The 19,312-nt window shown below is 75.1% G+C and carries 20 protein-coding genes and 1 pseudogene; 6 read left to right on the top strand and 15 right to left on the bottom strand.

Annotated elements, in window-relative coordinates; translation table 11 throughout:
- Position 1: 1 nt before the first annotated feature.
- The 4 genes from egtD to egtA are packed head-to-tail and all read right to left on the bottom strand — an operon-like array spanning position 2 to position 4,426.
- Positions 2–964, bottom strand: coding sequence for an L-histidine N(alpha)-methyltransferase (gene egtD / locus ACFQ9Z_RS10990; protein WP_383014243.1), 963 nt, complete (start codon positions 962–964; stop codon positions 2–4).
- Positions 961–1,776: an ergothioneine biosynthesis protein EgtC gene (gene egtC, locus ACFQ9Z_RS10995; protein WP_383014246.1), complete on the bottom strand. Its 816-nt coding sequence runs from the start codon at positions 1,774–1,776 to the stop codon at positions 961–963. The genes egtD and egtC overlap by 4 nt, the downstream gene beginning before the upstream one ends.
- Positions 1,776–3,113 (bottom strand): ergothioneine biosynthesis protein EgtB, encoded by a 1,338-nt coding sequence (egtB, locus tag ACFQ9Z_RS11000; protein WP_383014249.1) that lies wholly within the window; start codon positions 3,111–3,113, stop codon positions 1,776–1,778. Before egtB ends, egtC begins: the two co-directional genes overlap by 1 nt.
- Entirely contained in the window at positions 3,110–4,426 is a 1,317-nt protein-coding gene (gene egtA, locus ACFQ9Z_RS11005; protein WP_383014252.1) for an ergothioneine biosynthesis glutamate--cysteine ligase EgtA, read from the bottom strand. The genes egtB and egtA overlap by 4 nt, the downstream gene beginning before the upstream one ends.
- A 276-nt stretch (positions 4,427–4,702) precedes the next feature.
- Between egtA and ACFQ9Z_RS11010 the strand changes: the two genes are divergently transcribed.
- Positions 4,703–5,530 carry a TIGR02452 family protein gene (locus tag ACFQ9Z_RS11010; RefSeq protein WP_383014256.1) on the top strand — a complete coding sequence of 276 codons (828 nt, stop codon included), beginning with the start codon at positions 4,703–4,705 and terminating at the stop codon, positions 5,528–5,530.
- A gap of 130 nt (positions 5,531–5,660) precedes the next feature.
- Here the strand turns inward: ACFQ9Z_RS11010 and ACFQ9Z_RS11015 are convergent, their stop codons facing one another.
- Complete coding sequence (locus ACFQ9Z_RS11015) at positions 5,661–6,107, bottom strand: type II toxin-antitoxin system PemK/MazF family toxin (RefSeq protein ID WP_281294129.1); 447 nt, start codon at positions 6,105–6,107, stop codon at positions 5,661–5,663.
- 171 nt (positions 6,108–6,278) lie between these two features.
- On the opposite strand from ACFQ9Z_RS11015, the gene ACFQ9Z_RS11020 reads away from it, so the two are divergent.
- Positions 6,279–6,485: a hypothetical protein gene (locus ACFQ9Z_RS11020; RefSeq protein ID WP_383014259.1), complete on the top strand. Its 207-nt coding sequence runs from the start codon at positions 6,279–6,281 to the stop codon at positions 6,483–6,485.
- A pseudogene (locus ACFQ9Z_RS11025) lies at positions 6,482–6,910 on the top strand (hypothetical protein). Before ACFQ9Z_RS11020 ends, ACFQ9Z_RS11025 begins: the two are co-directional and overlap by 4 nt.
- Before the next feature lie 67 nt (positions 6,911–6,977).
- On the opposite strand, the gene ACFQ9Z_RS11030 reads toward ACFQ9Z_RS11025, so the two are convergent.
- The 5 genes from ACFQ9Z_RS11030 to ACFQ9Z_RS11050 form a co-directional block, all read right to left on the bottom strand.
- Positions 6,978–8,459, bottom strand: a complete 1,482-nt coding sequence (locus ACFQ9Z_RS11030) for a flotillin family protein (RefSeq protein ID WP_383014263.1) — start codon at positions 8,457–8,459, stop codon at positions 6,978–6,980.
- 133 nt (positions 8,460–8,592) lie between these two features.
- Positions 8,593–8,811 carry a hypothetical protein gene (locus tag ACFQ9Z_RS11035; protein ID WP_383014266.1) on the bottom strand — a complete coding sequence of 73 codons (219 nt, stop codon included), beginning with the start codon at positions 8,809–8,811 and terminating at the stop codon, positions 8,593–8,595.
- Positions 8,812–8,892: 81 nt separating this feature from the next.
- Entirely contained in the window at positions 8,893–10,314 is a 1,422-nt protein-coding gene (locus ACFQ9Z_RS11040) for an amidase (protein WP_383014269.1), read from the bottom strand.
- Between the two features lie 139 nt (positions 10,315–10,453).
- Positions 10,454–11,440 carry an alpha/beta hydrolase fold domain-containing protein gene (locus tag ACFQ9Z_RS11045; protein WP_383014272.1) on the bottom strand — a complete coding sequence of 329 codons (987 nt, stop codon included), beginning with the start codon at positions 11,438–11,440 and terminating at the stop codon, positions 10,454–10,456.
- Between the two features lie 179 nt (positions 11,441–11,619).
- On the bottom strand, positions 11,620–12,183 hold the full coding sequence (locus tag ACFQ9Z_RS11050; RefSeq protein ID WP_143634708.1) for an NAD(P)H-dependent oxidoreductase: 564 nt from the start codon (positions 12,181–12,183) through the stop codon (positions 11,620–11,622).
- 106 nt (positions 12,184–12,289) lie between these two features.
- Here ACFQ9Z_RS11050 and ACFQ9Z_RS11055 point away from each other — a divergent pair, with 106 nt between their 5' ends.
- Positions 12,290–12,970, top strand: a complete 681-nt coding sequence (locus ACFQ9Z_RS11055; RefSeq protein ID WP_383014276.1) for a TetR/AcrR family transcriptional regulator — start codon at positions 12,290–12,292, stop codon at positions 12,968–12,970.
- A 28-nt stretch (positions 12,971–12,998) separates the two neighbouring features.
- Here ACFQ9Z_RS11055 and ACFQ9Z_RS11060 read toward each other — a convergent pair whose 3' ends face one another.
- Entirely contained in the window at positions 12,999–14,138 is a 1,140-nt protein-coding gene (locus tag ACFQ9Z_RS11060; RefSeq protein WP_383014279.1) for an FAD-dependent oxidoreductase, read from the bottom strand.
- Between the two features lie 28 nt (positions 14,139–14,166).
- On the bottom strand, positions 14,167–14,829 hold the full coding sequence (locus tag ACFQ9Z_RS11065) for a TetR/AcrR family transcriptional regulator (RefSeq protein ID WP_383014281.1): 663 nt from the start codon (positions 14,827–14,829) through the stop codon (positions 14,167–14,169).
- A gap of 165 nt (positions 14,830–14,994) precedes the next feature.
- Between ACFQ9Z_RS11065 and ACFQ9Z_RS11070 the strand changes: the two genes are divergently transcribed.
- Positions 14,995–16,029 carry a LacI family DNA-binding transcriptional regulator gene (locus tag ACFQ9Z_RS11070; RefSeq protein WP_383014284.1) on the top strand — a complete coding sequence of 345 codons (1,035 nt, stop codon included), beginning with the start codon at positions 14,995–14,997 and terminating at the stop codon, positions 16,027–16,029.
- Positions 16,030–16,113: 84 nt separating this feature from the next.
- On the opposite strand, the gene trxA is transcribed toward ACFQ9Z_RS11070, so the two are convergent.
- Positions 16,114–16,497 (bottom strand): thioredoxin, encoded by a 384-nt coding sequence (gene trxA / locus ACFQ9Z_RS11075; protein ID WP_383014287.1) that lies wholly within the window; start codon positions 16,495–16,497, stop codon positions 16,114–16,116.
- Positions 16,498–16,648: 151 nt separating this feature from the next.
- Here trxA and ACFQ9Z_RS11080 point away from each other — a divergent pair, with 151 nt between their 5' ends.
- Positions 16,649–18,079, top strand: a complete 1,431-nt coding sequence (locus ACFQ9Z_RS11080) for a dihydrolipoyl dehydrogenase family protein (RefSeq protein WP_383014290.1) — start codon at positions 16,649–16,651, stop codon at positions 18,077–18,079.
- Positions 18,080–18,088: 9 nt separating this feature from the next.
- Here ACFQ9Z_RS11080 and ACFQ9Z_RS11085 read toward each other — a convergent pair whose 3' ends face one another.
- On the bottom strand, positions 18,089–18,733 hold the full coding sequence (locus ACFQ9Z_RS11085) for a peptide deformylase (RefSeq protein WP_383014294.1): 645 nt from the start codon (positions 18,731–18,733) through the stop codon (positions 18,089–18,091).
- A gap of 140 nt (positions 18,734–18,873) precedes the next feature.
- Positions 18,874–19,221, bottom strand: coding sequence for a tetratricopeptide repeat protein (locus tag ACFQ9Z_RS11090; protein ID WP_383014484.1), 348 nt, complete (start codon positions 19,219–19,221; stop codon positions 18,874–18,876).
- Between the last annotated feature and the right edge of the window lie 91 nt (positions 19,222–19,312).

Below are 19,312 nucleotides of genomic sequence, written 5' to 3' on the forward strand. Positions count from 1 at the left end.
CTCACCGCAGCACGCTCAGCGACAGCGCGAACCGATCCTCGGCATCGGTCCACCAGTGGGTCAGTTCCAGCCCGGCGGCGGCGAGTTCGGCGGTGACGCCGTCCCTGCGGAACTTCGCCGACACCTCGGTGCGCAGCTCCTCGCCGGCCGCGAAGTCCACGGCCAGGTCCAGCGCGGGCACCTTGACGGTCTGCGCGGTGCGCGAGCGCAGCCGCATCTCGATCCACTCCCGATCCGGGTCCCACAGGGCCACGTGGTCGAAGGCGTCCGGCTCGAAGTCGGCGCCCAGTTCCCGGTTGACGACCGCCAGGACGTTCTTGTTGAACGCGGCCGTCACCCCGGCCGCGTCGTCGTAGGCCCGGACCAGCACCCGCTCGTCCTTGACCAGGTCCGTGCCGAGCAGCAGGCCGTCGCCGGGGGCGAGCTGGGAGCGCACGAGGGCCAGGAACTCCGCCCGCTCGGCGGGCAGCAGGTTGCCGATCGTGCCCCCGAGGAAGGCCACCAGCCGGGGGCCGGGCGTCCCGGGCAGCGCCAGCGGGGCGGTGAAGTCCGCGATCAGGGCGTGCACCTCCAGTCCGGCCCGCTCCGCGATGAGCGCCCGCCCGGCCTGGGTGAGGGCGCTCTCACTGACGTCCACCGGGACGTACGCCGCCAGCGAGGTGAGCGCGTCGATGAGGTGACGGGTCTTCTCCGAGGACCCGGAGCCGAGTTCGACCAGGGTGCGGGCGCCGCTGGCGGCGGCGATCTCACCGGCGCGTGCGACGAGGATCTCCCGCTCGGCACGTGTGGGGTAGTACTCGGGAAGTTCGGTGATCCGCTCGAACAGGTCGCTGCCCCGGGCGTCGTAGAACCACTTCGGCGGCAGCGTCTTCGGGTCGGCGGTGAGGCCGTCGCGGACGTCTGCGCGCAGCGCGGCGTCCGTCGCGTCCTCGGGGAGCGTGCGGGTGACGTGCAGGGGACTCAACGGCAGGGCTCCTTCTGGGATGGGGGCTTCCCCGCCCGGACGGAGCCGGGAGTGGGGGAGGACGCCGGCTCCTCGAGTGGGGTGAGGAGTACTCCGGCGCTGCTCGCGGTGAGCACGGTGCGGTCGGGTACCTCCTGCCAGAGCGGGTCGTCGTCGTACGGCTCCGAGGCGACGACCGTGCCCCGGCCGGGCTCCGCGCGGTACCAGAGGCTGTCGCCCCAGGCGGTGGCGGCGATGGTCCCGCCGTCGGTGAGCAGCAGGTTGAGGCGGGACGCGGGGGCCGCGGCGGCGAACCGGCGGACGGTGCCGCCGAGGGCCTCGGCGGGGTCGTCGCCGGCGCGCAGCCGGTGCAGCACCAGCGCCCAGACGAACGCCGAGTCGGTGCGCGCCTGCAGCGACAGCAGCTCGACCGGAGGCAGCCCGGACACCAGGTGCGCCGCCGTGTCCGGCCAGCCGGCGATCGCGCCGTTGTGGCTGAACAGCCAGCGCCCGGCGGCGAACGGCGCGGCCGCCGCCTCGGCGTCCGCGCCCGCGAGGGTGGCGTCGCGCACCGCGGCGAGCACGGCGCCGGAGCGCACCACCCGGGCCAGGTCGGCGAAGGACAGGTCGGCCCAGATCGGGCCGGCCCGCCGGTAGCGGGCCGGCGCCGGGTCGTCCGGGGCGTACCAGCCCACCCCGAACCCGTCGGCGTTGACCGTCCCGTACCGCTGCCGGCGGGGCTCCCACGACTGCCGGTACAGGCTGTGCGGGGGCTCCACGAGCAGCCGGCCGAGCGGCTGCTCCGGCCCGAGGTAGGCCAGGTGACGGCACATCAGACGGCCTCCGGGCGGGCGGTGCGGAACCCGGAGAAGATCTGGCGCCGGACGGGGTAGTCCCAGTTGCGGAACGTGCCCCGGCAGGCCACCGGGTCCACGGCGAACGAACCGCCGCGCAGCACCTTGTACTCGGGGCCGAAGAACACCTCGGAGTACTCCTTGTACGGGAACGCGGTGAACCCCGGGTACGGCAGGAAGTCGCTCGCCGTCCACTCCCACACGTCACCGATCAACTGCCGGACGCCGAGCGGGGACTCGCCGTCCGGGTAGCTTCCGGCGGGGGCGGGCCGCAGATGGCGCTGGCCCAGGTTCGCGTGCTCGGGGGCCGGGTCGGCGTCGCCCCACGGATAGCGCCGGGAGCGTCCGGTGGCCGGGTCGAAGCGGGCGGCCTTCTCCCACTCCGCCTCGGTCGGCAGCCGGCGCCCGGCCCAGCGGGCGTAGGCGTCCGCCTCGTACCAGCACACGTGCAGCACCGGCTCGTCGGCCGGCACCGCCTCGGTGACGCCGAAACGCCGCCGGAGCCACTGACCGCCGTCCCGCCGCCAGAACAGCGGGGCGGTGATCCCGTGCTGCCGGACGTGCGCCCAGCCCTCGGGGGTCCACCAGCGCTCGGTGCGGTAACCGCCGTCCTCGATGAACGCCTGGTACGCGGCGTTCGTCACCGGAGTCGTGTCGATCCAGAACGGCGCCACGTCCACCGGGTGCGCCGGGCGCTCGTTGTCCAGCGCCCAGGGCTCGGCGGAGGTGCCCATGGTGAACGGGCCGCCGGGGACCAGGACTTCGGCCGGGCCGGTGAACAGCGGGGCCGGCGCGGGATCGGGCGCGGTGAGGACCTGCGGTCCGGTGCGCAGCTGATGGGTGATCAGCATCGTCTCGTCGTGCTGCTGTTCGTGCTGCGCGATCATGCCGAAGGCGAAGCCGGCCTCGGTCAGCCGGCTGCCGTGGAAGTCCGCGGCCTGAAGCAGGTCGAGGGCCCGGCCGCGCACGTCGGAGGCGTAGCCGCGGGCCTCGGCGGGCGGCAGCAGCGGCAGCGAGGGGCGTTCGGCGCGCGAGTGCTCGAAGGCGTCGTACAGGCCGTCGATCTCGGGCCGCAGCGCCTCCCGGCCGCCGACCGCCCGCAGCAGCCACAGTTCCTCCTGGTTGCCGATGTGGGCGAGGTCCCACACCAGCGGGGACATCAGCGGGGAGTGCTGGGCGGTGAGGTCCGGGTCCTCGACGCAGTCGGTCAGCAGCTGGGTGCGGGCGCGGGCGGCGGTGAGCGAGGCGGCCGCGCGCTCGCGCAGCGCCTCGGTGTCCGCCTCGGTCGCCGTCGTCTCGGTCTCGGGGGCGGTCATGTGCGGATGTCCTTCCTCCCGTGGGCCGCGCGGCGGTCGGCGCCGCGCAGGCTGTCCAGCAGGTCGTCGGCCGGGCAACGGCCCCGGGCGACATGGCGGTCCAGGTATGCGGCGACGGCGTCGACGACCGCCGGTGTGGCGCCGAGCCGGGGCAGCGCCTGGAGCGCCGCCGCGAAACAGGTCACGGCGGCCTCGTGCAGTTCCGGGTCGGTGAGGCCGTGCCGGGCCGCGTCGATCCACAGCGGATTGTGCGGCGCGGGGAGGTTCATGGCCCGTTCGGCCAGCGGTTTGACCGCCTGGTGCGCGGCCTCGGCGGCCTCCGGGTCGTCGAACAGCGCCGCGGTCACCGCGAGCGGCACGATCCAGCCGTCGTCGCCGGGCTGCGCATCGATCATGCGCAGTTCCAGGTGGCCGCGTGGCCGGACCGGCGGGAACAGGGTGGTCAGGTGGTAGTCGAGATCCGCCCGGGTGGGCGGCCGGGGGGCGTGCGAGCGGGTCCACTCGCGGAAGGTGAGGCCCTCGGGCACGGTCCAGGGGCCGCTGTCGCTGCGGACGCACATCACCGGGGAGTCCAGTACGTGCCGGGCCCAGGCGGCCCTCGGCGCCCCGTCCGGCGGGGGAGCGCCCGCTCGGCCGGCGCCGATCTCCGTCCAGTGCAGCTGCCGGGTGGACCGCCAGCCGGTGGGCCGTCGCCCGACCAGCGGGGAGTTGGCGAACGCGGCCACCAGGACCGCGCCGAGCTGGTGGGCCAGCCACCAGCGCTGCTCAAGGCCCAGGACACCGGGCTCCTCGTGTCCGGCGTCCACGCACACCTGGACGGAGGCCGAAGCGCACATCATGTGGCGGCCGGCCGGGCCGGTGCGGTCGAGACAGGCCTCCATGGCGTCGTAGCGCGGTTCGCGCAGGAACCGGCGGGGCTCGCGCCAGGGGTCGTGGCCGACGCCGAGGAGGCCGAGTCCGTCCTTGGCGAGGACGGCGCGCACGGTCTCCAGATCGGCGGAGACGATGTCGACGCACTCCATCAGGGAGGCGGCGGGCGGCGAACTCAGTTCGAGCTGGCCGCCGGGCTCGATCGTCAGGGGCGAACGCAGCGGCACGCTCCGCAGGGTGGCGTAGGCCGCTTCGAGTCGTTCGGGTGTGACCGGGAGCTGCGGCTGCCGCAGCTCGTGGACGAGCCATTCCACTTCGACCCCGAGGGTCCGTGGCGGCCCGGTCTTGAAGCAGATGCCCCGGACCAGGGCTTCCACCTCGGCTTCGGTGACGGCGTCGCGGCGCTCCGTACAGTCGCCGCAATCGCTCCTCGAATCAGACATGTCGGGATCCTCCTGAGATTCCACCATGCCACCGGTCCGGCCCGTGCCGGGCCCCGGACTGGCACCCGTCCACCCAAGACCCTCGAGCCGATTCGCACAAGGGTGCCCATCGGGACGTTCCGGACCGGTCACCTCCGTTCCCCTGCGCGTTCCCCGGCCGTTCCGGTACCCGGGAAACTCCGTTGCACCGCGTACCAGCATCACCCAGGATGCGTGCATGAGCACGACGGGGGAGACCGCGCGGGCCGCGGTCGCGGCGCCCACGGGGGTGGCGCCGTGAGCGCGCGCCTGCGCGGTCTGGCCGCGGAGACCGAGCGGATCGTGGCGGCCGGCGCCTACCGCGCGCCCGGCGGAGGGGAAGTGCCGCTCGCGGCCGCCGTCGAGGCCGCCCGGGCGGGCACCCGGCTGTACGGCCCCGAGCCGGTACCGGTGCCGGAGGCCGCGGACGCCGAGCCCGTCTTCGAGGTCACCGGCGAGAGCAGTGCCGAGGCCGCGCGCCGGCTGACCGGCGCGCCGGTCGCCGTCCTGAACTTCGCCTCGGCCCGCAATCCCGGCGGCGGCTACCTGAACGGCGCCCAGGCCCAGGAGGAGGCCCTGTGCCGCGCCTCGGCGCTGTACACCTGCCTGCTCCAGGCCCGCGCCTTCTACGACCACCACCGCGCACACCGTGACCCGTTCTACACCGATCGGGTGATTCACTCCCCGGCCGTGCCGGTGTTCCGCGACGACCGGGGCGCACTGCTCGACCGGCCGTACCTGGCGGGGTTCCTCACCGCGGCGGCGCCGAACGCGGGTGTCGTACGGCGCACGGCCCCCGAGCGGGCCGGTGACCTGCCGGCCGCCCTCGCCCGGCGTGCCGAGCGGGTCCTGGAGACCGCCGCCGCGCACGGTTACCGGCGACTGGTGCTCGGAGCCTGGGGCTGCGGCGTGTTCCAGAACGACCCGGCGCAGGTCGCCGGGGCCTTCCGGGCGCTGCTCGGACCCGGCGGGCGGTTCGCGCGAACGTTCGAGCACGTGGTGTTCGGCGTCCTGGACCGCACGCCGGGAGCGACGGTGCGGGAGGCCTTCGCGCGCTCCTTCCCGGAGGGCGCGGTCACGGGCTGACGGGCGGCGGGAGCCGGCCCGGGACGGTCGTGCCGCCCGCCGGGGGTGCCTCACCGGCCGGCGGCCGTCGTGCCACCGGCCGGGGGGCCGCTTCACCGGACAGAGCCGTCGGACCGCCGGTCGGGTCCCGTCAGGTCCAGCCGTACCGCTCGTGCAGCCGCTGCCTGACCAGGCTGAAGCGCATCCGGTCCAGCGCGCACGCCTCCCGGCGCATGCCGTCGTCGTGCAACCTCAGCACGCGGTCCACGTCGACCCACGAGTCGCGGCCCGACCGGTCCCAGGGGCCGCTGCCGATCGCCACCCACTCGCGGTCGCCGTCGTGCCGCTTGCTGGAGAGCTGGACGGCGAGGAGGGTGCCCGCCGCCTCCCGGGCGACCACCAGCACCGGCCGGTCCTTGCCGCGGCCGTCGTTCTCCTCGAACGGCACCCAGGTCCACACGATCTCGCCCGGGTCGGGGTCGCCGTCGTGGGCGGGGGAGTACTCGGTACGCACCCGGCCGACCCCGCGAGGGTCGGCCTCGGTGGTGGCGTGGGGGCCGAAGCGGCCCGGGACGTTCTCATCGGTAGGCGTGCTCACGGACAGCACCCTAGGGCCTGACGTGGGCACGCCGGGACCGCGGGGGTGCTCGCCGGGCGGGCGGCCGACCACGGTGAACGGGGCGACAGGCCTGCGGAGTTGCCGGCCCGCGCCGCGCGGCCGGGGCGAACGTCCGCGCCCGGCGCCCGCGCGTCACGCCGGTGCGCCGCCGTGCGACCGGATCCGTTCCTGGAACTCGCCGCGGAGTACGGCCGCTTGGTGTGTCCGTTCCATCTCGGCCTGATGCGGGGCGCGTTGAGCGGGCTCGGCGCGCCGCTGACCGCCGCCGGCCTGGAACCCTTCGCCGAACCCGGCTTCTGCCTCGCCCACCCGGGCGGGGCGAGGACCGCGGAGCAGAAAGGGGCGACCCCCCGATGAACACCGCGTCGGCCGCCACCGCGAGTGCGGTGGTGTTCGTCCGGCTCGGCATGGTGCCGGCGATCTCCTTCCCGGAGGCGCCGCCGAAGTTCCGTGCGCCGGGCGTGACCATCCCCGTCGGCCTGGGCATCGGCCGGCTGGTCCTCCGGACGCTGAACGCCGTCGAGACCGTCCTGGCCGTCGTCGTGACCGCCGCCGTCGCCCTGGGCGGCGCCACGGCCGGGACCGGGTGGCGGACCGCGGCCGTCGCCGTGCTCCTCGCCGCCCCTCTCGCCGTCGTCAGGCCGCGCCTGAACCGCAGGTCCGACCGTGTGCTCGCGGGTGATGGAGCTGCCCCGCTCCCGCGGCCACCTCTGGTACGCGGCCTGGAGACGGCGAAGGCCATGGCCCTGATCGCCCTGGGCGTGGCGCTGCTGCGGGGCTGACCGGAACGGCGCGACGGCCGGGGCCCCGGTGCGGAGCCCCGGCCGACGGACGGCCCCCGTCGGACCTTCAGCCCTCCTGCTCCACCGGCACCTTCTGCGACGCGGGCGGCACCGTCCCGTTGAGCGAAGCGCCCGGCTCACCCTTCCCGTGGTGGTTCGTCGACGCGAGCAACTGGCGGGCGAGGCCGAGGCCGGTGCCGCCCATGGTGAGCGCCTTGGCGAACAACTCGGCCATGCCGTCGGCGCCGTTGAGCAGCACCATGTTGTCCACGTTGCCGAACGCGGACGCCCCCGCCTGGACGATCTCCGGCCAGTTCTCGGCGAGTTGCTGGGCGACGACGGCCTCCTGGTTCTCCGCCAGGGCGGTCGCCCGCGCCTTGATGGCCTCCGCCTCGGCGAGGCCCTTCGCCTTGGTCGCCTCGGCCTCGGCCAGACCCCTGGCCTGGGCGGTGGCGGCCTCCGCCTCACCGGTGGCCCGGGTCGCCGCGGCGGAGGCTTCGCCCCGGGTCCTGGTCGCCTCGGCCTCGGCGCCCGCGGCCGCCTTGACCCGGGTCGCCTCGGCGGCCGCCGCGAGCTCCGTCTCCTTCGCCTTGGCCTGCGCCGCCGAGATCCGAGCGTCGCGCTCGGCCTCCGCCAGCGTCCGCTTCTCGTAGGCCCGGGCATCGGCGGGCTTGCGCACGTCCGCCTGGAGCTGCTGCTCACGCCGGTGCGCCTCCAGCTCGGCGACCCGGGTCTCCTGGACGACGACCTCCTGCCGGGCGGCGGCCGCGGCCAGCGGACCGGCCTGCTGCGCCTTCGCCCCCGCCTTGTCCCGCTCGGCCTGGTAGCCGGCCTGCAGGATCTCGCTGTCCCGGGTTGCCTCCGCCATCCGGGCGTAGGACTGCTGCTCCGCCTCGGTGGCCAGCCGGTTCGCCTCGGCCTGCGCGATGCGCGCGTCCCGCTGCACGGCCGCCGCGTGCGGCATGGCCAGGTTCTGGATGTATCCGGTCGGGTCCTCGATCTCGTGGATCTGCAGCGAGTCGACGATCAGACCGAGCTTCTCCATCTCCGTGCCGCACGCCGCCCGGGTCTGCCCGGTCAGCTTCTCCCGGTCGCGGATCATGTCCTCGACCGTCAGCCCGCCCACGATGGACCGCAGATGGCCGGCGAAGACGTTGTGCACCCGCTCCGACATCAGCCGCTGCTGGTCCAGGAAGCGGCGGGCCGCGTTGGCGATCGACACGAAGTCGTCGCCCACCTTGAAGATGACCACGCCCCGCACCTTCAGCGGGATGCCCTGGTGGGTCACGCAGTCCACCTGCAGCTCGGTCTCGTTCAGATCCAGCGAGAGCTTGCGCACCGCCTGCACACCGGGCAGCACCAGCGTGCCGCGCCCGGTGACGATGCGGAATCCCATGCCCTCCTCGAGCCCCTCGGTGCGGTGCTTGGACCCGGAGATGATGAGCGCCTCGTTCGGCTCGGCGACCCGCCACATCATCTTGAACAGCCCGATCAGCACGAGGACGGCAACGACGGCCGCCCCCGCAACGACGCCGATCACCATCGGCATTCGCCCCCTTTGCATGGTGCCCTCTCGGCACCGAACGAAGGGAGTGTGCGCCCGTGGCGACGCGCCGAGAAGACCTCGGCCCGTCCTTGTCGCAATCTTGATGCACACGCCCCTCACCTGGGGCGGCGCAGGCTCAACTGTCGTACGCGGCCGTCACGTACACCGTTCTCGGCGGCAGGTGCTCCACCACCATCACCACCGTGCCCCGCTCCAGGCGGCCGACGCCGTCGGCGGCGTAGGCGAGGAAGTGCTCGGCGCCGCCGCGCACCCGGACGATCACCTCGCCCACCAGACCGGGCCCGATCGTCCCTGTCACCCGTCCCATGAGCCCGACCATCGACGCATCGTCCATGGCCACAGGGTAAGGGCGGAACGCGCCCCCGCCGCCGGGCCGTTCGGTCCTTTGACCGGGCCGCTCGCGCGCGCCGGGCCGTCACACCACCCGGGCGTCCGGCTCCGCCACCGGCGGCCACCGCTCGTGCCAGCGAAGCTCGGCCTCGAGCTGCGCGGCCAGGGAGACCAGCAGCGGCTCACTGGCGGCGGGACCCAGCAGCTGGGCGCCCACGGGCAGGCCCTCGCCGACGAACCCGGCGGGCACGTTGACCCCGGGCCAGCCCAGGACGTTCCAGGGCCAGGCGTAGGGACAGGCGGCGATCATGGCGCGGTCGGTGGCCAGCCCGCCGAGCCCGGACAGTGCGCCGATCGCGGGCGGGGGAGCGGCCGTCGTCGGGGTGAGCAGCACGTCGTAGGAGTCGAAGAAGGCGCCGATCCGCCGGTGCAGGACCGCCTCCGCGCGCCGGGCGGCGCGCAGCGGGGCGCCGCCGAGCAGCCGGCCCAGCCGGGCCGCGCCCCGGGTGCGCGGGTCGAGCAGCGCCAGGTCGGGAGCCTCGCGGACGTAGTCGGCGATACCGGCGGTGGCCCGTGGGACGAAGGTCAGCCCGATCTGCCCGTAGGGCGGGTCGGCCTCCTCCACGATGTGCCCCGCCGCGGCCAGTTGCTCGGCGAGTTCGAGGACGCGGGCCCGCACCTCGGGGAGCAGGCGCGCGCGTACGGCGGTGAACGGGGGCTTCAGCGACAGGGCGATGCGCAGTCGGCCGGGGGCGCGTCCCACCGCCTGCGACACCGTCAGGGCGGGCGGCCGGTGCGGGTCCCGGGGGTGGTTGCCCCCGGCCGCGTCGAGCAGCAGGGCCGCGTCGGCGACCGTGCGGGCCAGCGTGCCGTTGACGGTGATGCCGTGGAAGGCCTCGCCGCGCGGCCAGGTCGAGATGCGCCCGCGCTGTGGCTTGATCCCGACCAGATGGGTCCAGGAGGCCGGGATGCGCACCGACCCCGCGCCGTCCGAGCCGAGCGCCGCGGGCACCAGACCGGCGGCGACCGCGGCCGCGGAACCGCCCGAGGAGCCGCCGGGCGTGTGTCCGGTGTGCCACGGGTTGCGGGTCTCCCCGAACGCCGGTCCCTCGGTGAACGGCCACTGGCCCAGCTCGCAGGTGTTGGTCTTGCCGATGATCACCACCCCGGCCGCCCGCAGCCGCCGTACCGCCTCCGCGTCCGCCGCGGCCGGCGGGAACTCGCCCCGGCAGCCGAAGGCGGTCGGCTCGCCGGCCACGTCCATGTCGTCCTTGACCGCCACCGGCACCCCGAGCAGCGGGCGCCGCACTCCGGCCGCCAGCTCCCGGTCGGCCGCTTCGGCTTCGGCGAGCGCGGCCTCGGCCCGCACCAGCCGGAAGGCGTTCAGCGTCGGCCGGGCGGCCTCGATCCGGGCCAGGGCCTGCTCCACCAGCTCGCGCGAGGTCACCTCCCCGCCGGCGAGCGCGCGGGCGGACTCCGCGAGTCCTGCGGCACGGTCGGGCGTCATTGCCGGATACCTCCGAGAGCCTGCGGGCACGGTATCTACCGAACGGTAACCTCAGAACGGGGGAGGGCGTACAGCTTCGGCACGGGCGATATCCGGTCGTGTTCGGCCGGGCGGGCGGTCCACGCGCGGGCCCGCGGCCTCAGCCGGCCAGCAGTCTGCGCAGCCACGCCAGCCGGGCCGCACGGGCCGCCCGGGACAGGGACGCCCGCGGGACGAGTCCGTCGAAGCCGTGGAAGCCGCCGGGCCAGACGTGGAGTTCGGCCACGCCGCCGCAGCCCCAGATGCGCGAGGCGTAGGCGACGACCTCGTCGCGGAAGGTCTCCGCCGAGCCGACGTCGAGGAAGGCCGGGGGCAGGCCGGACAGGTCCGTGGCGCGGGCGGGGGCGGCGTAGGGGGAGACGCCGGGGCCGCCCCGGCGGTCACCGAGCAGCGCGGTCCAGGCGGTGTCGTTGGCGGTGCGGTCCCAGACGCCGACGCCCGCCATCTGGTGGCTGGAGACGGTGTCGTTGCGGTCGTCGAGCATCGGGTACATCAGGAGCTGGCCGATGACCTGCGGGCCCTCGCGGTCGCGCAGCAGCAGGGCGAGCGCGGCGGCCAGGCCGCCGCCCGCGCTGGCCCCCGCGAGCACGATGCGGTCCGGGTCGCCGCCGATCTCCTCGGCGTGCCCGGCCGTCCAGACCAGGCCCGCGTACACGTCCTCGACCGGCGCCGGGTGCGGGTGCTCGGGCGCGAGGCGGTACTCGACCGAGACGACCACGGCGCCCAGTTCCCGTGCCCAGTCCAGCGGGGCCTCGACCCCGGCCCGGTTGTGGCCGAGGATCATGCCGCCGCCGTGCACGTGGTAGATCACCGGCAGCGGGGCGGCGGGGGCCGCGACGGGGCGGCAGATCAGCAGGGAGACGTCCGGCGCGCCCCCGGGACCGGGCACCGCGCGCTCCTCCGTCTCGAACGCGCCGCCCATCGTGACGTCGAACAGCTCGGCCAGCTCCTTGCTCGCCCCCTGCCGGGCGGTGGGGATCTCGTCCGGCGTCAGCCCGGGCGGGACCGTGTCGGCGGCCGGCTCCAGCACGGCGGCGAGCTCCGGATCGAACGGGGGCGGCGGGGACGGGGAGTGGACCGGGGGCATGGCTTCTCCTCACCTGGCTCGACGGGGCGCGGTCGCGCGTCCTCGCGACACGTATGACCCGTGCGTTTGTTTCGAGTCCTCGGTGTCCACCGGACGGCGGCCGCCCGTCCGGGCCCGGCCGGGTCATGCCGAAGGGGCCGGAACCCACCGGTTCCGGCCCCTGACGGTGTGCGTACGGCTCAGGCGGCCGCGACCTCGCCCACGTTGCCGTGCAGACGGGCGACGACCTCGGTGAGCTGCGCGGCGACCTCGGCGTCGTCGACCGGGTGGGTCTCGGCGAAGCGGGTCACGGAGCCGGGGATGGACAGCTTGATGTCCTCGATCACCTTGCCGCCTGCGATGCCCACGGCCTTGCGGGTGTCGTCCTGCGCCCACACGCCGCCGTACTGGCCGAAGGCGGTGCCGATCACGGCGACGGGCTTGCCGCCGAAGGCGCCGGCGCCGTACGGGCGGGACAGCCAGTCGATGGCGTTCTTCAGCACGGCCGGGATCGTGCCGTTGTACTCGGGGGAGAAGAGCAGGAAGGCGTCGGCGGCACCGGCGGCCTCGCGCAGCGCGGCGGCGGGCGCCGGGACGTCGCCCTCGACGTCGATGTCCTCGTTGTAGAAGGGGACCTCGGCCAGGCCCTCGAAGACCACGACCTCGGCGCCCTCGGGAGCGAGCTTGACCGCCGCCTCGGCGAGCTGACGGTTGTGCGAACCGGCGCGGAGGCTGCCGACGAGCGCGAGGATGCGAACAGACATGGGGGTACTCCAAATGGGGGGCTGAAACATCGCCGTTACGATCCGGACCGAGGTCCGCTTAGCTTTTGTATCAGGCTAACCGGACCGCGGTCCAGTTTTCTTCCCGATGCTTTACGCTGTCGTCATGTCCGCCGCCCTGCCCCCCTTCCCGAACCAACAGGAGCCCCACGACACGCCTCAACTGCTGGAGGTCGAGTCGGGTCCGGGTGAGCCCTGCCTGCGCGCCGACGCGGCCCGCAACCGGGCCCGGCTGCTGGAGGCCGCCGCCCGGCTGATCGCCGAGCACGGGGTCGCCGGCGTGACGATGGAGGCCGTGGCGGCGGCGGCCCAGGTGGGCAAGGGCACGGTGTTCCGCCGCTTCGGCGACCGCACCGGCCTGCTGATGGCCCTGCTCGACCACTCGGGCCGGCAGCTCCAGGGCGACTTCCTGTGCGGGCCGCCGCCGCTCGGTCCGGGAGCGCCGCCCCTGGAGCGGCTGCGGGCGTTCGGCGTGGCGGTGCTCTACCGCTCGGCCGAGCAGCTCGACCTCCAGCTCGCCGCCCAGCCGGAGCCGGACCGCCGGTTCTCCCACCCCGCGGTCCAGGCGCTGCGCACCCACGTCACCATGCTGCTGCGGCAGCTCGTGCCTGGCGCCGACTGCGACCTGCTCTGCCTGACCCTGCTGGCGTACCTCGACCCCGCCCAGATCCACCATCTGACCCGGCAGTGCGGGATGCCGATGGAGCGCCTGGAGGCCGGCTGGACCGACCTCGTGGCCCGGGTGACGGGCACGGAGCCGCCCGCCTGAGGCGGCCGCGGTCCGGCCGCGGAGCCGCTCAGCCGGCCTGGCCGGCGAACATCTCGAGCAGTCCGCGCGGCGCGTCGGACCGGAACAGGGTCGCGCCGCTGCGCGCCGACTCCGCCGCGGACGCCTCCGCGCGCGGGAACATCCGCTCCTCGTAGGCGGCGAGCGCGGCCTCGGTGTCCCCGGGGTGCGCGGCGACGGCGAGGCCCAGCTCGGCGCCGTCGAGCAGTGCGAGGTTGGCGCCCTCGCCGGCGAACGGCGACATCAGGTGCGCGGCGTCGCCGAGCAGGGTGACACCGGGGGTCCGGGCCCAGCGGTGGCCGGTCGGCAGGGCGTGGATCCGCCGCGGCACCAGCGCCCCGTCCGCCTCCGCCAGCAGCGCCCGCAGGCTCTCGTGCCAGCCGTCGAACTTCTTCAGCACGGTCGTCCGCGCCGCCTCGGTGTCGGTGAAGTCGATCCTGTCGAGCCAGTCCTCCGGCGCCTCGACGGCGGCGTACACGTGCAGGCTGCCGTCGCTCTCGCGGTGCCCGAGGAAGCCCCGGCCGGCGCCCAGTGCGAACAGCATGCCGCCGCCGACCACTTCGGAGGCCTCCGGATGCCGGGCGTCGGCGTCCAGCAGGTCCGCCTCGACGAACGACACGCCGGTGTACGCGGGCCGCGCGGCGGAGAGCAGGGGGCGGACGCGGGACCAGGCGCCGTCCGCGCCGACCAGCAGGCCGGTGGTGAAGACGCCGCCGTCCGCGAGCGCCACCTCGTGCCGGCCGTCGCCGAGCGGGCGTGCGCCGGTCACCTTCGCGCCCCAGCGCACGGTGCCCTCCGGCAGGGAGTCCAGCAGCAGGCCGCGCAGGTCGCCGCGGTCTATCTCGGGGCGCCCGCCGGTGCCGTCGTCGGACTCCGCCAGGTGGACCGCGCCGTCCCGGTCGAGGACGCGCAGCGCCTGGCCGCCGGGGTGCACCCGGGCGAGGAACGCCTCGTGCAGCCCGGCCGCGCGCAGCGCCTCCTGGCCGGAGTCGTCGTGGATGTCGAGCATGCCGCCCTGGGTGCGCGCGGCCGGTGAGGCGTCCGCGTCGAAGACGGCCGCTTCCACGCCGTGGACGTGCAGCACCCGGGCGAGCGCGAGCCCGCCGAGTCCGGCGCCGACCACGGCGACGGGGTGGTGGGGAAGGGTCATGGTGGTCTCCTGGGGCCGGGGCCGTGGCTCAGTCGGGTACGGCGGTGTGCTCGATGCCGTCGATCAGCGCGCGGAAGGCCCAGGACATACGGGCCTCCGGGGCGCCGGACAGCAGTCGCCCGGCGCGGGCGGCGATGTGCGGATGGGTCTCCCGGGACGCCCCGCGCAGGGCGCCGTCCAGTGCCTGCCAGTCGCCCGGGGACTTCTCGCCGGCGTGCTCGGCGGCGGTGGCGGTGGCGTGCTGGAGGAGCAGGTCGACGCCCCAGGCGGCCCGGTCGTGCGGCACCCCGCCCTCGGCGAGCAGGGCGAGCAGCGTCTCGATGAGGTTCAGGTAGTGCGGGCCGCTCGGCCGGGCGGTCAGCGCCGAGCGCGCCAGGTCGGGGTGGGCCAGCAGCATCCGCGTGCAGTCGGTGAGCACCCGCTCCAGCCGTTCCCGCCAGTCGCCCCCGGCCGGGGCGGGTCCGACGGTGCCGAGCAGCTCGTCGAGGACGGCCGCGTGCAGCTCGTCGGTGCTGCGGACGTAGACGTAGAGCGAGGCCGGGCCGGTGTCGAGTTCCTGTGCCAGCCGCCGCATGGTCACCTTCCGCAGGCCCTCGGACCGCAGGATCGCGACGGCGGCCGCGACGATGCCCTTCCGGCTGAGCGCCGGCTTGGCGGGGCGTTCACGGCGGGAACGGGGGGTTTCGGTCATGCGGCGAGACTAGCGAACATGTTCGTCACGAACAAGTTCGTCCTGCTCGTGTCCGACGACTGCCCGGCGTCAGTCGTGAGCCCTGCGGACCGGGTTGGTGCAACGGTGAACGACGTTCCCCCGGCCGACCCCCGCCGCGGCCCCTCTGCCAAGATGCCGTCTGTCATGGTGCAGATACCGAACACGCCGCCGTCCGCGGTGCCGGCGCAGCACTCCGTCCCCACGAGTGCCGACGTGGCCCGGTTGGCGGGCGTCTCGCGCGCGACCGTCTCCTACGTCCTCAACAACGCCACGGCCGTCCGGATCAGCGAGCCGACGCGCCGCCGCGTCCGCGAGGCCGCCCGGGAGCTGGGGTACGTGCCCCACGCCGCCGCCCGCAGCCTGCGGGCCGGGCACAGCCGCATGGTCCTCATGCCCGCCCCCGCGATCCCGGCGGGCCCCCTCTACAGCCGCTTCCTCGCCGAACTGCAGTCCGCCCTCGGCCGCCTCGACTACACGGTGGTCCAGTACGGCACCGTCGGCCTCCAGGGCGACGAAGCCGCCCGCGCCTGGGCCGAGCTGCGCCCCGTGGCCGTCCTGGTGCCCGGCGCGGGCCTCGGCCCGCCGGGCGTCGCGGTGCTCAGACGGTCCGGCGCCCGGGCCGTGGTGACCCTCGGTCCCGAGCGGGTCGAGGGCGCCCACGCCCTGCTGATGGACCACGAGGCCGTCGGCCACTGCGCCGGCGCCCACCTGCACGCCGGCGGGCGCCGCCGCATCGGTGTGGTCGTCCCCGGGGAAGCCGGTCTCGAGGCGTTCTCCCGGCCCCGGCTGGCCGGTGTCCGCCGGGCGGTGCGCGGCACCGACGCCACCGTGACCGCTCTGCCGCTGGTGTACACGGAGCAGGCCGCCGCCCGGCTGGCCGCCCGCTGGCGCGAAACGGGACTCGACGCGGTCTTCGCCTACAACGACGAGTACGCGATGCTGCTGATGCGCGCCCTGCAGGACGAGGGCCTCCGCATCCCCGAGGACGTCGCCGTGGTCGGCGCCGACGACCTGATGCTCGGCCGGCTGCTGCGCCCGCGGCTCACCACCGTCCACGTCGAACTGCCCTCCGGCCGGGACCTGGCGGAACTCGTCGACCGTGCGGTCCGGGAACCCGGCGGCGAGCCCGAGGTGCACCGGGTGCTCGGCGCCACGCTCGTGCCCCGCGAGTCCGGCTGACCGCGCCGCCGGCCCGGCCGCCGGTCCGTACGGACGCGAACGGCCCGTGGCGCGTCATGCGCCACGGGCCGTTCCGGGACCGGACTACGAGGACTGCTCGCCCTGCGCCTGCTGGGCCGCGATGCTCTTGCGGACCTCGTCCATGTCCAGCTTCCGGGCCTGCCCGATCACGTCGGCGAGGGCGGCCTCCGGCAGGGCACCCGGCTGCGCGAAGATCGCGACCTGGTCCCGGACGATCATCAGCGTCGGGATCGACTGGATGCCGAAGGCCTCCGCCAGCTCGGGCTGGGCCTCGGTGTCCACCTTGGCGAAGAGCAGGTCCGGGTTCTCCCCGGCGGCCTTCTCGTACACCGGCGCGAACTGACGGCACGGCCCGCACCAGGACGCCCAGAAGTCGATGAGGACGAACTCGTTCTCGGTGACCGTCTGGTCGAAGTTCTCCTTGGTCAGCTCCACAGTGCTGCTCATGGCCTGTTTCCCTCTTCCTGGTGTGGGGTGTGCCGTCGGCGGAAACACGGCGGCCCGGCCGCCTATTCCACGAGTGTTCCGTGCGGACACGCGCGTGTCCCGCGCGACTACCCGTGTGGCTTCCGCGCCAACCACCCACCAGACTGACCCCATGACGGAAACGGAATCCATCGCGTACGACGTCGTGGTGCTCGGGGCCGGGCCCGTGGGGGAGAACGTCGCCGACCGCACCCGTGCGGCCGGCCTCACCACCGCGGTCGTGGAGAGCGAGCTGGTCGGCGGCGAGTGCTCGTACTGGGCGTGCATGCCCAGCAAGGCGCTGCTCAGGCCGGTGATCGTCCAGGCCGACGCGCGCCGCCTGCCCGGCCTGGAGCAAGCGGTGCAGGGCCCCCTCGACACGCCCGCGGTCCTCGCCCGCCGGGACGACTACACCTCGCACTGGCAGGACGACGGCCAGATCCGGTGGCTGGAGGGCATCGGCGCCGACCTGTACCGCGGCCAGGGCCGACTGGCCGGCCCCCGCACGGTCACCGTGACCGGCCCCGACGGCACGGTCACCACGCTCACCGCCCGGCACGCCGTGGCCGTGTGCACCGGCACCAGCGCCCGGCTGCCCGGCCTGCCGGGCCTGGACGCGGTCAAGCCGTGGACCAGCCGCGAGGCCACCAGCGCCAAGTCGGCCCCCGGGCGGCTGATCGTCGTCGGCGGCGGAGTGGTCGCCACCGAGATGGCCACCGCCTGGCAGGCCCTCGGCTCCCGGGTCACCCTGCTGGTGCGGGGCAAGGGCCTGCTGAGCCGGATGGAGCCGTTCGCCGGGGAACTGGTCGCCGACGCGCTCACCGAGGCGGGCGTGGACGTCCGCACCGGCACCTCCGTGGAGTCCGTCTCCCGGGAGAACGGCACGGTCGTGGCCGTCACCGGCGCCGGCGACCGCATCGAGGCCGACGAGATCCTCTTCGCCACCGGGCGCTCCCCGCGGACCGAGGACATCGGCCTGGACACCGTCGGCCTGGAACCCGGCTCCTGGCTCGACGTCGACGACAGCCTCCTGGTCGCCGGCACCGACTGGCTGTACGCGGTCGGCGACGTCAACCACCGCGCCCTCCTCACCCACCAGGGCAAGTACCAGGCCCGGATCGCGGGCGCCGCGATCGCCGCGCGCGCCGCGGGCAACGAACCGGCGGAGGAGCCCTGGGGCGCGCACGCGGCCACCGCCGACCACCACGCCGTGCCCCAGGTCGTCTTCACCGACCCGGAGGCCGCCGCCGTCGGGCTCTCCCTGGCCGAGGCGGAACAGGCCGGGCACCGCGTCCGCGCCGTCGACGTCGAGTTCTCCTCGGTCGCGGGCGCCGGCCTGTACGGCGACGGCTACAAGGGCCGCGCCCGCATGGTCGTCGACCTGGAGGAGGAGATCCTGCGCGGGGTCACCTTCGTCGGCCCCGGCGTCGGCGAGCTCATCCACTCCGCCACCGTCGCGGTCGTCGGCCGGGTCCCGGTCGGCCGGCTCTGGCACGCCGTACCGTCGTATCCGACGCTGAGCGAGGTGTGGCTGCGGCTGCTGGAGGCCTACCGGGACAACTGAGCCGCGGGATCAGGGCAGTTCGAAGCCGAGCGCCTCGGCCGCCGCACGCGGTTCCGGCTGCGCCCACAGCGCCGCCACCGCCTCGTTCGTGGACAGCGAGCGCGGCTGCGCGCGGTCGAGGTAGAGCACGCCGTCGAGATGGTCCGTCTCGTGCTGGACGATGCGGGCGGGCCAGCCGGTGAACACCTCGTCCAGCGGGCCGCCGTGCTCGTCCTCGCCGCGCAGCCGCACCTCGGCGTGCCGGGCCACCACGGCCTGCCAGCCCGGCACGCTCAGGCAGCCCTCGAAGAACGCGGCACGGGCGCTGCCCACCGGCTCGTACGAGGGGTTGACCAGGACCCGGAACGGCTGCGGCACCCGGCCGCGGGCCCGCGCCACCTCCTCCGGAACCGGCGCCGGGTCCTCGATGACCGCGATCCGCAGCGGGATCCCGACCTGCGGCGCGGCCAGGCCCACGCCGGGTGCCGCGTGCATGGTCAGGCGCAGCGCCTCGACGAACCGGGCCAGCAGGGCGGGGCCGAGCTGGCCGTCGTACGCCTCGGTGCCGCGCCTGAGGACCGGCCGGCCGGCCGCGACGATGGGCAAGGGGCCGCCGGCGGCGAGGAGTTCCTCGACCCGCTCGGCGACAGGGGCCTGATCGCTGGGAGGTGCCATCGCGACAGAATGCCATGCCCGCCCGGCTCGCGCGGTGCCGGCCGCCAACTCCCCGGGGCCCGGGGTGCCGGAGCGCGCCCCGAGTGCGGCAGCGGCAGGGGCCCGGTTCCCACCGGAACCGGGCCCCGGGGCGTCGTCGTTCACTCCTCGGGGAAGTCACCCGCGAGCGCGGCGGCGATCCGCAGGTGCGGGGCCGCCTCGGCGTGCCGGGCCTGCCGCTGCAGCGTGCGGCCCAGCATCAGCCGGGCGTAGTGCTCCACCGGGTCCCGCTCCACGATGATCCTCAGCTCGGCCTCAGCGCGGCGCAACTGGGCGGAGTGGTAGTAGGCACGGGCCAGCAGCAGCCGGGGCCCGGTCTGCTCCGGCACCTCCTCGACCAGTCGCGCCAGCACCCGCGCCGCGGCCGCGTAGTCCTCGGCCTCGAAGAACAGCCGGGCGCGCTCCCAGCGCTCGGCCGGGGTGCCGTGGTCGTAGTACGTGGTGTCCACTCGTTGCGTCTCCACTGTGACCTCCTTCGACGGCCACAACGGAGCGAATTCGTTGAATATTCCACTACCTGTGCGCGCTGCCCCGCGCGCT

It is taken from the genome of Streptomyces sp. NPDC056580 (assembly GCF_042793175.1).
In the GTDB taxonomy this organism is placed as follows: domain Bacteria; phylum Actinomycetota; class Actinomycetes; order Streptomycetales; family Streptomycetaceae; genus Streptomyces.

Excerpts from the sequence above, each read along its gene's own strand:
- egtC (WP_383014246.1), bottom strand. The coding sequence starts at position 1,776 with ATGTGCCGTCACCTGGCCTACCTCGGGCCGGAGCAGCCGCTCGGCCGG.
- egtB (WP_383014249.1), bottom strand. The coding sequence starts at position 3,113 with ATGACCGCCCCCGAGACCGAGACGACGGCGACCGAGGCGGACACCGAG.
- egtA (WP_383014252.1), bottom strand. The coding sequence starts at position 4,426 with ATGTCTGATTCGAGGAGCGATTGCGGCGACTGTACGGAGCGCCGCGAC.
- ACFQ9Z_RS11030 (WP_383014263.1), bottom strand. The coding sequence starts at position 8,459 with ATGCCGATGGTGATCGGCGTCGTTGCGGGGGCGGCCGTCGTTGCCGTC.
- ACFQ9Z_RS11035 (WP_383014266.1), bottom strand. The coding sequence starts at position 8,811 with ATGGACGATGCGTCGATGGTCGGGCTCATGGGACGGGTGACAGGGACG.
- ACFQ9Z_RS11040 (WP_383014269.1), bottom strand. The coding sequence starts at position 10,314 with ATGACGCCCGACCGTGCCGCAGGACTCGCGGAGTCCGCCCGCGCGCTC.
- ACFQ9Z_RS11045 (WP_383014272.1), bottom strand. The coding sequence starts at position 11,440 with ATGCCCCCGGTCCACTCCCCGTCCCCGCCGCCCCCGTTCGATCCGGAG.
- ACFQ9Z_RS11050 (WP_143634708.1), bottom strand. The coding sequence starts at position 12,183 with ATGTCTGTTCGCATCCTCGCGCTCGTCGGCAGCCTCCGCGCCGGTTCG.
- ACFQ9Z_RS11055 (WP_383014276.1), top strand. The coding sequence starts at position 12,290 with ATGCTTTACGCTGTCGTCATGTCCGCCGCCCTGCCCCCCTTCCCGAAC.
- ACFQ9Z_RS11060 (WP_383014279.1), bottom strand. The coding sequence starts at position 14,138 with ATGACCCTTCCCCACCACCCCGTCGCCGTGGTCGGCGCCGGACTCGGC.
- ACFQ9Z_RS11065 (WP_383014281.1), bottom strand. The coding sequence starts at position 14,829 with ATGACCGAAACCCCCCGTTCCCGCCGTGAACGCCCCGCCAAGCCGGCG.
- ACFQ9Z_RS11070 (WP_383014284.1), top strand. The coding sequence starts at position 14,995 with ATGGTGCAGATACCGAACACGCCGCCGTCCGCGGTGCCGGCGCAGCAC.
- trxA (WP_383014287.1), bottom strand. The coding sequence starts at position 16,497 with ATGAGCAGCACTGTGGAGCTGACCAAGGAGAACTTCGACCAGACGGTC.
- ACFQ9Z_RS11080 (WP_383014290.1), top strand. The coding sequence starts at position 16,649 with ATGACGGAAACGGAATCCATCGCGTACGACGTCGTGGTGCTCGGGGCC.
- ACFQ9Z_RS11085 (WP_383014294.1), bottom strand. The coding sequence starts at position 18,733 with ATGGCACCTCCCAGCGATCAGGCCCCTGTCGCCGAGCGGGTCGAGGAA.